This window comes from Mesorhizobium sp. M0761 (genome assembly GCF_040320205.1).
Lineage (GTDB): Bacteria > Pseudomonadota > Alphaproteobacteria > Rhizobiales > Rhizobiaceae > Mesorhizobium.
On the sequence record NZ_JAMYPF010000024.1, the window covers coordinates 62,523 to 74,884 of the forward strand.

General features: G+C 63.8%; 10 protein-coding genes. 5 read left to right on the forward strand and 5 right to left on the reverse strand.

Annotation, left to right across the window (positions count from 1 at the left end):
- Nucleotides 1-77 precede the first annotated feature (77 nt).
- Together NKI32_RS28070 and NKI32_RS28075 are read left to right on the forward strand one after the other, a co-directional pair.
- The gene (locus NKI32_RS28070; protein WP_023700413.1) at nucleotides 78-1,313 is read left to right on the forward strand and encodes a putative DNA modification/repair radical SAM protein; all 1,236 of its coding nucleotides are present in this window, start codon (nucleotides 78-80) and stop codon (nucleotides 1,311-1,313) included.
- A 2-nt stretch (nucleotides 1,314-1,315) separates the two neighbouring features.
- On the forward strand, nucleotides 1,316-2,782 hold the full coding sequence (locus tag NKI32_RS28075; protein ID WP_023700412.1) for a UdgX family uracil-DNA binding protein: 1,467 nt from the start codon (nucleotides 1,316-1,318) through the stop codon (nucleotides 2,780-2,782).
- A 266-nt stretch (nucleotides 2,783-3,048) separates the two neighbouring features.
- On the opposite strand, the gene NKI32_RS28080 is transcribed toward NKI32_RS28075, so the two are convergent.
- The 4 genes from NKI32_RS28080 to NKI32_RS28095 all read right to left on the reverse strand — a co-directional run bounded on the left by NKI32_RS28080 (nucleotide 3,049) and on the right by NKI32_RS28095 (nucleotide 7,853).
- Nucleotides 3,049-4,329 carry a glycerate kinase type-2 family protein gene (locus tag NKI32_RS28080; RefSeq protein WP_353004611.1) on the reverse strand — a complete coding sequence of 427 codons (1,281 nt, stop codon included), beginning with the start codon at nucleotides 4,327-4,329 and terminating at the stop codon, nucleotides 3,049-3,051.
- Between the two features lie 168 nt (nucleotides 4,330-4,497).
- Entirely contained in the window at nucleotides 4,498-5,004 is a 507-nt protein-coding gene (locus NKI32_RS28085) for a heme-degrading domain-containing protein (protein WP_023671370.1), read from the reverse strand.
- A 312-nt stretch (nucleotides 5,005-5,316) separates the two neighbouring features.
- Nucleotides 5,317-6,633 carry a guanine deaminase gene (guaD, locus tag NKI32_RS28090; protein ID WP_023671371.1) on the reverse strand — a complete coding sequence of 439 codons (1,317 nt, stop codon included), beginning with the start codon at nucleotides 6,631-6,633 and terminating at the stop codon, nucleotides 5,317-5,319.
- Nucleotides 6,634-6,635: 2 nt separating this feature from the next.
- Nucleotides 6,636-7,853 carry a urate hydroxylase PuuD gene (locus NKI32_RS28095; protein WP_353004603.1) on the reverse strand — a complete coding sequence of 406 codons (1,218 nt, stop codon included), beginning with the start codon at nucleotides 7,851-7,853 and terminating at the stop codon, nucleotides 6,636-6,638.
- A 135-nt stretch (nucleotides 7,854-7,988) separates the two neighbouring features.
- Between NKI32_RS28095 and NKI32_RS28100 the strand changes: the two genes are divergently transcribed.
- The 3 genes from NKI32_RS28100 (at nucleotide 7,989) to NKI32_RS28110 (ending at nucleotide 11,214) form a co-directional block, all read left to right on the forward strand.
- On the forward strand, nucleotides 7,989-8,909 hold the full coding sequence (locus NKI32_RS28100; protein WP_023671373.1) for a LysR family transcriptional regulator: 921 nt from the start codon (nucleotides 7,989-7,991) through the stop codon (nucleotides 8,907-8,909).
- A 107-nt stretch (nucleotides 8,910-9,016) separates the two neighbouring features.
- On the forward strand, nucleotides 9,017-9,958 hold the full coding sequence (locus NKI32_RS28105) for an LLM class flavin-dependent oxidoreductase (protein WP_023822084.1): 942 nt from the start codon (nucleotides 9,017-9,019) through the stop codon (nucleotides 9,956-9,958).
- Nucleotides 9,955-11,214: an LLM class flavin-dependent oxidoreductase gene (locus NKI32_RS28110; protein ID WP_353004605.1), complete on the forward strand. Its 1,260-nt coding sequence runs from the start codon at nucleotides 9,955-9,957 to the stop codon at nucleotides 11,212-11,214. Before NKI32_RS28105 ends, NKI32_RS28110 begins: the two co-directional genes overlap by 4 nt.
- On the opposite strand, the gene xdhC is transcribed toward NKI32_RS28110, so the two are convergent.
- A complete protein-coding gene (gene xdhC, locus NKI32_RS28115) occupies nucleotides 11,211-12,299 on the reverse strand; it encodes a xanthine dehydrogenase accessory protein XdhC (protein WP_353004613.1) in 1,089 nt (362 codons plus the stop codon). The two genes, NKI32_RS28110 and xdhC, sit on opposite strands and share 4 nt — an antisense overlap.
- Between the last annotated feature and the right edge of the window lie 63 nt (nucleotides 12,300-12,362).

Here is a 12,362-nt window from a genome sequence, read left to right on the forward strand (position 1 = left end):
GATCAGGCGGCGATTACTTTTCGCCGCCTGCATCAAATGAGGTGGCGCTGCAGCCTTCAAGAACATATCATGAACGGATGAGCGCACCTACCGTCCGTGAAAAGCTGGCAATCCTGTCTGACGCCGCCAAATACGATGCTTCCTGCGCCTCGTCCGGCTGGGCGAAGAAGGATTCGCTCCAATCCGGCGGTATCGGCTCCACAGAAGGCATGGGCATCTGCCATTCCTACGCGCCGGATGGCCGCTGCATTTCGCTCCTGAAAATCCTGCTCACCAATTTCTGCATTTACGATTGCAGCTACTGCATCAACCGCTCGTCATCGAATGTGCGCCGCGCCCGCTTTAGCATCGACGAGGTGGTGAAGCTGACCATGGATTTCTACCGGCGCAACTACATCGAGGGCCTCTTCCTGTCCTCCGGCGTCATCCGTTCGCCCGACGAGACCATGGCCGAGATGGTGGAGGTGGCGCGGCGGCTGCGGCTGGACGAAAAATTCTCCGGCTATATTCATCTGAAGACCATTCCGGAAAGCTCGGCCGAACTGGTCGAGCAGGCCGGGCTCTACGCCGACCGGCTGTCTATCAACGTCGAACTGCCGACCGATGAGGGCGTCAAGAAACTGGCGCCGGAGAAGAAGCCGGAAACGATCCGCCTTTCCATGGCGAACCTGCGCCGGAAGATGGAGGAAAAAGCCGAGCCGACGCTGAGGACCAAGAAGCGCGAACGCTTTGCGCCCGGAGGTCAGTCGACGCAGATGATCGTCGGCGCCGACAAGACATCCGACGACGGCATCTTGCACACCAGTGCGCGGCTCTATGGCAGCTACCATCTGCGGCGCGTCTATTACTCCGCCTTCAGCCCGATCCCGGATTCGTCATCGTCGCTGCCGCTGCAGAAACCGCCGCTGATGCGCGAGCACCGGCTCTATCAGGCCGACTGGCTGATGCGCTTCTACGGCTTTTCGCAGCCGGAAATCCTCGCCGGCAGCAGCGACGGCATGCTCGATCTCGCCATTGACCCCAAGCTCGCCTGGGCTTTGCGCAATCGGGCGAGGTTTCCCGTCGACATCAACCGCGCCGATCGGGAAGCGCTGCTGCGGGTTCCGGGTCTGGGCACCAAGGTGGTGGCGAAGATCCTTGAAACCCGCCGCCACCGACACATGCGGCTGGAAGATGTCGGACGGATCTGCCATTCGATCGCCAAGCTGAGGCCCTTCATCATCGCCGAAGGCTGGTCGCCGGGTGGACTAACGGACAAGACCGGCTTGCGCGACACGATCGTAAAGTCCTGCGAACAACTGTCTCTGTTTTGACCATGCAGCCGGCCCAGCTCGACCTTGCCCGATACACTGTCCGGCTAGCGAGCCAGACCGATTTCGCCGGTTGGCGCGATGCGGCACGGCGTCTGGCGCTGAATGAGGTCCGACCTGAGGATATTAGTTGGGGTGTCGGGTCCGACGCCAATGATACTCAAGATGCCTTGCCGGCGGTGCCAGAGGGCGCGCAGCTTACCGTCCCGCGCGAGTTCATCGCCCATGCCGAAACGGCCTTCTGCCACTCCGACCCCGGCCGGTTTGCCTTTCTCTACTGGATGCTTTGGCGCCTGCGCACCGAGCCGAAACTGCTGGCGATCGCATCCGATCCCGACACCAGGCGGCTCGAAGCCATGGAAAAGGCGGTGCGGCGCGACAGCCATAAGATGCATGCCTTCGTACGCTTCCGGAAGATCGGCGACGGCGAGAACGAGCGCTACGTCGCCTGGTTCGAGCCGGAGCATTTCATTGTCGAGCGCAACGCGGATTTCTTCGTCCGGCGGTTCACCGGCATGCGCTGGACCATCCTGACGCCCTATGCCTCCGCCGACTGGAACGGCGAAAGGCTGGCGATCGGGCCGGGTGCGGCCAAGGGCGATGCACCCGATCAGGACGACACCGAGGCGTTGTGGCTGACCTATTTCGAAAACATCTTCAACCCGGCGCGGCTCAAGGTGAAGGCGATGCAGAAGGAGATGCCGAAGAAATATTGGCGGAACCTTCCCGAGGCCTCGCTCATTCCAGATCTGATCGCAGGAGCGGACGAGGCCGCCAGGGATATGATTGCCAGACTGCCGACAACGCCGGCGCCGCACCACGCCAAGCTGCAGGCGAAACATTGGCCGAAGCGCGAGCCGGCCGAGGCGCCGGACGATGACGCCAACACCATTTCCGAGCTACGCGAAGCCGCGAAAGGCTGCCGCCGCTGCCCGTTGTGGCGCGACGCGACACAGACCGTGTTCGGCGAGGGGCCGGATGATGCCAAAGTGGTCTTCGTCGGCGAACAACCGGGCGATCAGGAAGATCTCGCCGGCAAACCTTTTGTCGGGCCAGCGGGCAAAGTGTTCGATGCAATTCTCGATGACGCAGGCGTCGACCGGCAAAAAGTCTACGTCACCAACGCCGTCAAGCATTTCAAGTTCGAGCCGCGCGGCAAGCGCCGCATCCATTCGAAGCCAAATGCCGGCGAAGTCCAGGCCTGCCGCTGGTGGATCGGCCGGGAGCTTGAGCTGATCAAGCCGGACCTCGCCGTGGCGCTTGGGGCAACGGCGGCGTTGTCGCTGCTGGGCAAGGCCATTGCCGTGACGAAAATGCGCGGCCAGTTGATCGAACGCGAGGATGGCTTGCGCGTGTTCATCACCATCCACCCCTCCTTTATCCTGCGCATTCACGAGCCGACGGACAAGGAGGCTGAGCGCGAGCGGTTCCTAAAGGATATGAAAGAGGTGAAGCGGCTGATGGGGTCGTGAGATGAGCGAAAGCCTCAGCGACATCGTCATCCGCGGGCGGAGCAAGGAGTGAAGCGACGCAGCGCAGACCCGAGGATCCATGCCGCGACGTTTGCACGCTGCTACGGTGCAGAATTATGCCGTTGCGCTCGACGGCTAACATCACGGAATGGATCCCAGGGGTCTTCGCGACGGAGCTTCGCTCCTGCTTCGCCCAGGGATGACGAAGCTGGGTGGCTTCACGGTCGTGAATCCAACGTTGGAAAACTTCGGCCGCCACGGCCAGATTAACTGATTAGGATTGCCCTCAGATCGTTCACATTCGTACCCGTCGGCCCCGGCACGAACAGATCGCCGATCGCGTTGAACGCCGTCCAGGCATTGTTGCCGGCCAGCATCGCCTTGGCGTCGATGCCGGCGGCACGCATGCGCGAGACAGTCGAGCCATCGGCAAAGGCGCCGGCATTGTCTTCCGAGCCATCGATGCCGTCGGTATCGGCGGCCAGTGCATGAATACCTTCCGCGCCGCTGATGCCGATGGCAAAGGCGAGCAGGAATTCGGAGTTGCGGCCGCCCTTGCCCCTTTTTCCGTCAACAGGGGCCCGCAAGGTCACGGTCGTCTCGCCGCCGGACAGGATCAGCACCGGCTTTTTGAACGGCCGGTTGCGCGTCGCCACTTCGCGCGCAATGGCTGCATGCACGCCACCGACCTCGCGCGCCTCGCCCTCGATGGAATCGGAGAGGATGACGGCTTCGATGCCCTGCCGTTTTGCCTCAGCGGCTGACGCTTCCAGCGACACGCCAGCCGAGGCGATCAGGTGCACTTCATTGCGTGAAAAGCGCTGGTCATCCAGATCTGGCGCATCGGCCTCTGGCGAGTTGATGTGCGCCATGACGGCGTCGGGCAGTTTCATGCCGTAGGCCGCTATCGAGGCCAGCGCATCGGCGCGGTTGCCGGAGTCGGGCACGGTCGGGCCGGAGGCCACCAGCGCCGGGTTGTCGCCGGGAATGTCAGAGACAACCAGTGATACCAGTTTGGCCGGCCAGGCGGCAGCTGCCAGCCGGCCGCCCTTGATGGTCGAGAGATGCTTGCGGATTGTGTTCATCGCCGCGATCGGCGCGCCGGAGGCAAGCAGCGCCTCGTTGACGGCGATTTCGTCGGCGAGCGTCAGGCCGGCGGCAGGCGACGGCAGCAGCGCCGATCCTCCGCCCGATATCAGCGCGACTACCAGGTCGTCCGCAGTCAGCCCTTGCACCTTTTCGAGCAGGCGCCGCGACGCCTCAAGACCGGCAGCGTCCGGCACCGGATGTGCCGCCTCGATGATTTCGATGCGCTCGCATCTGGCGCCATAGCCGTAGCGGGTGACGACCAGCCCTTCGATCGGGCCATCCCACACCTTCTCGAATGCCGCCGCCATCTGCGCCGAGCCCTTGCCGGCGCCGATGACGATGGTGCGGCCCTTGGGCCTGGCCGGCAGATGATCCCTGATGGTCCGTTCAGGATCGGCAGCGGCAACAGCGGCATTGAAGATCGAGATGAGAAAGGATTTGGGATCGAGCACGGTTATCCTTGGCCGTAACTGGCGGTTTTCAAAATGAGCAAACGTTGGCGCTGCCCCTCACCCTCACCCCGTGAAAGACGGGGAGAGGGGATCGCCAGCGCTCGAGCTTGTCCTTTCTCCCCGTCACTATACGGGGAGAAGGTGCCGGCAGGCGGATGAGGGGCAGCGCCAACGTCACGATTTACCTTCCGGCGGCAGCGCCAATTGTGTCCGATCGACGCCGAGATGATCGCACAGTGCATCGACGACGACGCCATGATCCTGGCGTTCCGGCAGGCCGGAGACGGCGATGACGCCGATGACGCCGGCACCCTTTACAGTCACCGGAAACCCGCCGCCGGCCAGTACGTAATCAGCAATATCCAGCCCCTCGCCGACCTTGAAGGTGCGGTCCGGTCGCTGCTGTTCCAGCACCAGACGATAGGTGCTCCTGAGGTAGCGCTTGACCACATTGATCTTGCGTCGTGCCCAGTCGGGGTTGGAGGCGTTTGAACCGGGCATCGCGGCATAAAACAGCGGCCGATCCCACAGCCTGATATCGATGATGATGGGCAGCTTTTCGGCCAGCGCCCGCTCGCGGATCGCCGCGCCGACCTTGAACGCGACGGCCTCGTCGAAGGCCGGGAAGACCAGCGTCTCTTCCTGTTTCTGGATCAGAGCGATGTCGTCTGCGGCGGCCATTTTTGTTCTCCGAAATCGTCACAAATCGTGTGTACGACAAGCTCCGCCCGGTCAAGGTCTCGTCGCGGTGGTGGTCTTGCCCCGCCAGGATCGCCCCCCCACTCCGTCGAGCTTCTCTCGACACCTCTCCCCCGATCGACGGGGTAGAGGAAGGGCGCAAAGCTGTCCGAACCGGCGCCCGTCCTCCGAAGCAAAGGCTCCCTTCCTCTCCCTCCGGAGGGGGATAGGTGGCGCCGCGAAGCGGCGACGGAGTGGGGGAACCTCTTGGCAACCAGGCGCAATCATCATCTTGTCCCGCGCGGATGATGAGTCCTAACCCGCGATCATATCACTCTTGGCCGGCCGCCCCGCGACATAGACCTCGCGCACGGCACGGTCGTCGCCCAGCGTCTGCAGCAGGAACAGCTCCTCCGCCAGCGTCTCCACAGTCGCCATCCTCAGCCGCATCGCCGGCGTGGCGCGGGCGTCGAGCACGGTGATGTCGGCATCGGTGCCTTCATCCAGCGTGCCGACCTTGTCCGCCATAGACAGCGCCTCGGCATTGCCACGTGTTAATTGCCAGAAGGACTGGAACGGGTTCAGCTTTTCGCCAGTCAGCGCGATCACCTTGTAGCCCTCGTCCATGGTGCGCAGCATCGAATAGTTGGTGCCGCCGCCGACATCGCTGGCCGCGGCGATGCGCAGCGGCTTGTCGCGGCGCCGAAAGCGCTGGTAATCGAACAGGCCGGAGCCGAGGAACAGGTTCGAGGTCGGGCAGAACACCGCCACCGAGCCGCTGTCCGACAGCGCATCGGCCTCGCGTTCCAAGAGATGGATGCAGTGGCCGAACAGGCTCTTTGGCCCCAGCAGGCCATACTGCTCGTAGACATCGGTGTAGTCGCGCGCCTGCGGATAGAGTTTTTGCGTGAAGGCGATTTCGGCGTGGTTTTCCGACAGATGCGTCTGCATATGCAGATCGGGATGCTCGCGGCAGAGCGCGCCCGACATCTCCAACTGTTCGGGCGAAGAGGTGATGGCGAAGCGCGGCGTGATCGCATAAAGCTGGCGGCCCTTGCCGTGCCATTCCGCAATCAGTGCCTTCGTATCGTCATAGCCGGATTGCGGCGTGTCGAGCACGCCTACCGGCGCGTTTCGATCCATCATCACCTTGCCGGCAATGTTGAGCATGCCGCGCGCATGCGATTCGGCAAAGAACGCTTCGGCAGACGCCTTGTGCACCGAGCAGTAGGCGGCGACCGTCGTCGTGCCGTGGCGCACCATCTCGTCCAGGAACAGCCGGGCGATGCGGCGGCCATGCTGGGCGTTGGCGAATTTGGTCTCTTCGGGAAAGGTGTAGGTGTTCAGCCAGTCGAGCAGTTCGGCGCCGTAGGAGGCAATGACCTGCATCTGCGGGAAATGCGCATGCGCATCGATGAAGCCGGGCAGCAGCAGATGCGGCCGATGATCGATCCTTTTCGCACCGTCGCCCGCTTGCTTTTCGACTTCCGTGTAGCTGCCTGCGGCAACGATCCGGCCGTCGCGGATCAGCAGGCCGCCATCCTCCTCATAGCGCCAGGCGGCATGGTCGTCGATGGCTTCGGGCCAGCGCAAGAAGCTTAGCGTGCGGCCGCGCAGAAGTGTGGAGGTCATCCCTATTTCCCTGCGCCTTCGAACCAGGCGACCAGCAGCGCCCGTTCCTTGTCGCTGATCTGGGTGACGTTGGCGGGCGGCATGGCGTGGCTGCGCCCGGCCTGCAAATAGATTTCACGCGCATGCTCGGCAATGCCGGCGTCGGTGTCGAGCATCACGCCCTTCGGCGCATGGTAGATGCCTTCATAGACCGGCTCGGCCGTATGGCACATCGAGCAGCGGCCAAGCACGGTGTCGCGCACCGCCGGGAAATGCGACGAGGCGATATAGACTTCGGCCGCGGCGGATGCCTTGGGCTCGCCGGTCAGTATTTTCGGCGCTGTCGACAGCCACATGATGATGACGAATAGCACCGCAGCCGCCATCCAGGTCCAGTGGGGGTTGCCGGCACGCTTATGCACGGTGTTGAAATAGTGCCGGATCAAGACGCCGATGATGAACACCAGCGAGGCGATGACCCAGTTGAACTCCGTCGCAAACGCCAGCGGATAGTGGTTCGACAGCATCAGGAACAGCACGGGCAGCGTCAGGTAATTGTTGTGCAGCGAGCGCTGCTTGGCGATCTTGCCGTATTTCGGGTCGGGCTTGCGGCCGGCAATCAGGTCGGCGACGACGATCTTCTGGTTTGGAATAATCACCATGAAGACATTGGCCGACATGATCGTGGCGGTGATGGCGCCCAGATGCAGGAAAGCGGCGCGGCCGGTGAACAGATTCGTCAGCCCCCAGGCGATGAACACCAGCACGCCATAGAGCACCAGCATCAGTCCGGTGTCACTTTTGCCGAGCGGCGACCGGCAGAGCAGATCGTAGACAACCCAGCCGACGCCGATCGTCGCCATCGACAGCAGGATGCCCACGGGAACCGACATGGACAGAACATTGGGGTCGATCAGGAACAGGTCGGCGCCGGCATAGTAGACCACGCACAGCATGGCGAAGCCGGACAGCCAGGTGGCGTAGGATTCCCACTTGAACCAGGTCAGGTGTTCCGGCATTTCGGCCGGCGCCACCAGATATTTCTGGACGTGGTAGAAGCCGCCGCCATGCACCTGCCATTCCTCGCCGAATGCGCCGGCCGGCATGCCGGGGCGCTGGCGCAGGCCAAGGTCGAGCGCGACGAAATAGAAGGACGAGCCGATCCAGGCGATGCCGGTGACGACGTGCAGCCAGCGCACGGCGAAACTCAGCCAGTCCCAGAAAATCGCGAAATCCATCATGTGAAATCGTCCCTGCCGATCGGCTGACTTTACGGTGTGGGGCGCAAACGAAAAGAGGCGAGGTGTACGATGACTTTCAAAAAAAAATGGAAAATACTAGGCTGACCACGTACGCCGCCACATAAAGAGCCACGAATGGCCTATCTCGACAACATCGCCGTCTTCGTCCGCGTCGTCGAGCTTGGTAATCTCTCGGCGGCGGGCCGCGACATGCGCATTTCGCCGGCGGTCGCCTCCAACCGCATCAAGGAGCTGGAAAAACACCTCGGCGTGCGGCTGTTCAACCGCACCACACGGCAATTGATGCCGACGGAGCATGGCACGGTGTTCTACTCCGGCGCCAAGCAGGTGCTGGAGGCTATCACCGAGGCGGAAGCCGCGGTTTCGGCGCTTTCCGGCCAACCGCGCGGCACCATCAAGGTGACCGCACCGCTCGGCCTCGGACGGCGGCTGGTGGCGTCGGGCATTCCGGATTTCCACGACAAATACCCCGATATCGAGGTGCGGCTGAGGCTCTCCGACCACAATATCGACATCATGAAGGAAGGCATCGACGTCGCCTTCAAGCTCGGCATCATCGAGGATTCCAGCCTGCGGATGCGCGGCATCATGGAATGTGAACGCGTGCTGGTGGCGGCACCGAAATATCTCGAAGCGCGCGGCGAGCCGGTGGAGCCACAGGAGCTGATCGGCAAGAAGCACGACTGCCTGATGCTGCGCTATTCCGGGGCGCGCGAATATGTCTGGACGCTGCAGACGCCGTCCGGCCCGCAGAAATTCGAGGTGCACGGCCCCTACGACACCGACGATGGCGATGTGCTGACCGGCTGGGCGCTGTCGGGCCGCGGCATCATCAACAAGCCGCGCTTCGAGGTCGAACCCTTCATCCGCGACCGGCGGCTGCAGGTCATCCTGGCCAGCACGCCGCCAACGCCGGTGCAGTTCGCCGCCGTCTATCCGCACAAGAAGCTGCAGGATCCAAAGGTGCGGCTGTTGCTCGACTTCATGGCCGAGCGTTGCCAGCGGCTGATCAAGGATTTGCTGGCCGGCAAGTGAGGGGCTGTTGGCCCAGTCGCCAGGGTTGTCTTACAAGCAGGTGACCTTAGGTTCGCATACGCCGCCCTATGATCGATGGTCCCATGCCGACTGACCAGCAAGCCACAATGCATCTTGCCGTTTCGCTCAACATTACTTCCGGGCAGCCGCTCGGGTTTAGCGACCTGGCCGGCTTTGCCAAGCAAGCGGAAGCGGCGGGGCTGGACATGATTGTCCTCGATGATTCCGCGCCGAACAGCGCCGGGTCGAGTTCTTTCGAAGCGACGACCTTGCTGGCGGCGCTGGCGACGGTGACAAGTCGGATCGGCCTTGTCGCTGCAGCCTCGACGGTGGCTCACCAGCCGTACAATCTGGCGCGCCGTTTTGCTTCGCTCGACATCATCAGCCATGGCCGCGCCGGCTGGCACGCGACCATGGCGCAGGCGCCACGGGAAGCCGCCAATTTCAGCCGGCCGGATGGATTTTCCGACGATGTGTTCCGCCGCCGCACGCAGGAATACATCGGCATCGTTCAGCGCCTGTGGCAGGGCTGGGATGCCGACGCGCTGCTGTTCGACAAGATCGGCGGCCGCTTCCACGATCCCGAAAAAATGCACCTGCTCGACCACAAGGGCGAATTTTTCTCCGTGCGCGGGCCGCTGAACGTCGCGCGCTCGCCGCAGGATACGCCGGTGCTGGTGCTGTCCGGCCTGTCCGAGGCCGACCTGGATATCGCCGCCCGCACCGCCGATGTCGTCCTGCTGGACAGACCCACAGAGGACGCCAAGGCGCGCCATGACGATCTCAAGCGCCGCGTTGTGGCCTGCGGACGCGATCCGGGTGCGGTCAAGCTGCTGCTGAACGTTGGCGCAGATGTCGCTGCCAACGCGCTCGAAACATTGTTCAGCTCGCAAAGCTGCGACGGGTTCAACATCGCAATACCGCCTGCCGCGATTGACGGTTTCATCGGCCGCGTGCTGCCGGAATTGCAGCGCCGCAGCCTCGTCCGACCGGATTATCCCGGCACCACCTTGCGTTCGCATCTCAGACTTGCCGGAGGAGCGCAATGACCCGCCAGATGAAGCTTGGCGCCTTCCTGTGGGCGACGGGCCACCACATCGCCGCCTGGCGTCACCCCAAGGCGCATGTCACGGCAGGCATCGACATCGATCATTACATCCGGCTGGCGCGCACGGCGGAAGCGGCGAAGGTCGACATGGTGTTCTGCGAGGACGCCGCCGGCCTGCGCGAAGCCAATGTCGGCATCGCCAGCCAGACCTCACGCTCGATCGGCTTCGAGCCGATCAGCCTGCTGTCCGCGCTCGCCGTCCAGACCAGCCGCATCGGCCTCGTTTCGACGGCCTCGACCAGCTACAACGAGCCCTATGGGCTGGCGCGCACCTTTCTCTCGATCGATCATCTGAGTGGTGGCCGGGCTGGCTGGAACCTGGTGACGTCGGCCAGTCCCATCGAAGCCGCCAATTTCGGCGCGACGGGCCTGAAACCGCATGCCGACCGCTACGAGCGGGCGCGCGAATTCGCCGAGGTGGTATCAGGACTTTGGCAAGGCAGCGGCTTTCACGGTCACAACGGCCAGAGCTTTTCGGTGCGCGACTCGCTCGACCTGCCGCGCTCGCCGCAGGGCGCGCCGGTGATGGTGCAGGCCGGCGCCTCGGATGTCGGCCGCGACCTTGCCGCCCGCACCGCCGACGTCGTGTTCACGGCGGCGCAGACCCTCGAGGAAGCCAAGGCCTTTTACGACGACCTCAAGGGCCGTATGGCGGGCTATGGGCGGGAACCCGACGACATCAAGATCATGCCCGGCGTCTCCCCGGTGGTGGCAGACACCGAGGCCGAAGCGCGGGAGAAACAGGAGGAATTGCAGGCGCTGATCCCCGACGATGTCGGCGTGGCGCTACTGTCCAGCTATCTCAGCATCTCCGATCTCGGGAGCTATCCGATCGACGGACCGATGCCCGAACTGCCGGAGACCGAGGGCATGAAAAGCCGCCAGGCGCTGGTCATCCAACAATCGCGCCGCGACGGCCTGTCGATCCGCCAGCTTGCGCGCCATTTCGCCGGCGCACGTGGCCATTGGCGTATCGTCGGCACGCCGGCGCGGATCGCTGACGAATTGCAGGCGCGGTTCGAGGGCGGCGGCGCGGACGGCTTCAACGTCATGCCGTCATACTTCCCCGGCGAGCTCGATGCCTTTGCCACGCTGGTGGTGCCGGAACTGCAGCGACGCGGACTGTTCCGTCGGGAATACGAAGGCAGCACCTTGCGAGATCATCTTGGCCTGAAGCGGTCGGATAAAAAAGATTAGCCGGCTACCTCTTGGCCTTGCCGCGCCTGCTGGCTTACCGCCGGTGCCGCGCCGTGCGCGACCAGCGCCGTCATGATCTCGGCCGCGGCCAGCGCAGCTATGACCGGTGGGCGCTTGTCCTTGACCGCATCGCCGCCGATCGGCGAGACGAGGCAGGCGAACTCAGCCTCCGTGCCCTCAGCCGATTTCAGGAACCAGTTCCTGAACGTCGCTCTCTTGGTTTTCGAGCCGATCATGCCGACATAGGCCGCGTCGTCGCGCTTCAGCGCTTCGGCGACGATGAGGAAATCCAGCGCATGGTCGTGGGTGAGGATGGCGAAGGCGGTGCCGGCGGGGGCGTTTCGCACCTCGGCCTCGGGCATCGGCGTCAGCCGCGTCTCGACGGTTTCCGGCATGCCTTCCAGCGCTTCGGCCCGCGTCTCGATGACGACACCACGCACGGGAAGAAGTGCAACAGTCGAGGCCAGCGCCCGGCCGACATGGCCGCCGCCGAAGATATAGACATGCGGCAGGTGGGCTTCCTCGGCTTCTGCGGCCGCGATCAGCTCGGCAGTAAGCGCGGCATCGACGACACGGATCAAGACTTCGACGCGCCCGCCGCAGCACTGGCCGATCTCGGGGCCTAGCGGCACGTCAAGCGTGGCGCAGACTTCGTCGAAGCCGATGCGGGCTTCTTTACCCTCCCCCTTGTGGGGAGGGTCGGTGAGCGGACGCCGTGTGGCGGCGTCAGCGAAACGGGGTGGCTTGGCACGATCGTCCGCCCCCCCCCCCCCGGGGGGGGGGGGGGGGGGGCCGGTGGGGGGGCCGGCCCCCCCCCCCCCCCCCCCCCCCCCCCCCGCCCCCCCCCCCCCCCCCGACCCTCCCCACAAGGGGGAGGGTGAAGACCCCACCATCTGCCTCGCCTTGTCGATCGCGATGTACTCGAGCTGACCGCCGCCGATCGTGCCAAAAGTCGCCGCCTGCGAGACGAGCATGAAGGCGCCCTTCTCGCGGGGGGTCGAGCCCTTGGTACTGGCCACTTCGACCAAGGCAAACCGGTCGGCGCTGGCGAGAAAAGCTCTGAGGCTTTGCACTTTCGACTTCATATTTCGCATTCCCGTACGGGAAATATAGGGTTTTTCAGTCTGAATTGCACGTTTTGCCAGAAT

What these genes read in the sequence shown, in the direction of transcription:
- NKI32_RS28100 (WP_023671373.1), top strand. Translation starts at nt 7,989, where the DNA reads ATGGCCTATCTCGACAACATCGCCGTCTTCGTCCGCGTCGTCGAGCTT.
- NKI32_RS28110 (WP_353004605.1), top strand. Translation starts at nt 9,955, where the DNA reads ATGACCCGCCAGATGAAGCTTGGCGCCTTCCTGTGGGCGACGGGCCAC.
- xdhC (WP_353004613.1), bottom strand. Translation starts at nt 12,299, where the DNA reads ATGAAGTCGAAAGTGCAAAGCCTCAGAGCTTTTCTCGCCAGCGCCGAC.
- NKI32_RS28095 (WP_353004603.1), bottom strand. Translation starts at nt 7,853, where the DNA reads ATGATGGATTTCGCGATTTTCTGGGACTGGCTGAGTTTCGCCGTGCGC.
- guaD (WP_023671371.1), bottom strand. Translation starts at nt 6,633, where the DNA reads ATGACCTCCACACTTCTGCGCGGCCGCACGCTAAGCTTCTTGCGCTGG.
- NKI32_RS28075 (WP_023700412.1), top strand. Translation starts at nt 1,316, where the DNA reads ATGCAGCCGGCCCAGCTCGACCTTGCCCGATACACTGTCCGGCTAGCG.
- NKI32_RS28070 (WP_023700413.1), top strand. Translation starts at nt 78, where the DNA reads ATGAGCGCACCTACCGTCCGTGAAAAGCTGGCAATCCTGTCTGACGCC.
- NKI32_RS28085 (WP_023671370.1), bottom strand. Translation starts at nt 5,004, where the DNA reads ATGGCCGCCGCAGACGACATCGCTCTGATCCAGAAACAGGAAGAGACG.
- NKI32_RS28105 (WP_023822084.1), top strand. Translation starts at nt 9,017, where the DNA reads ATGCATCTTGCCGTTTCGCTCAACATTACTTCCGGGCAGCCGCTCGGG.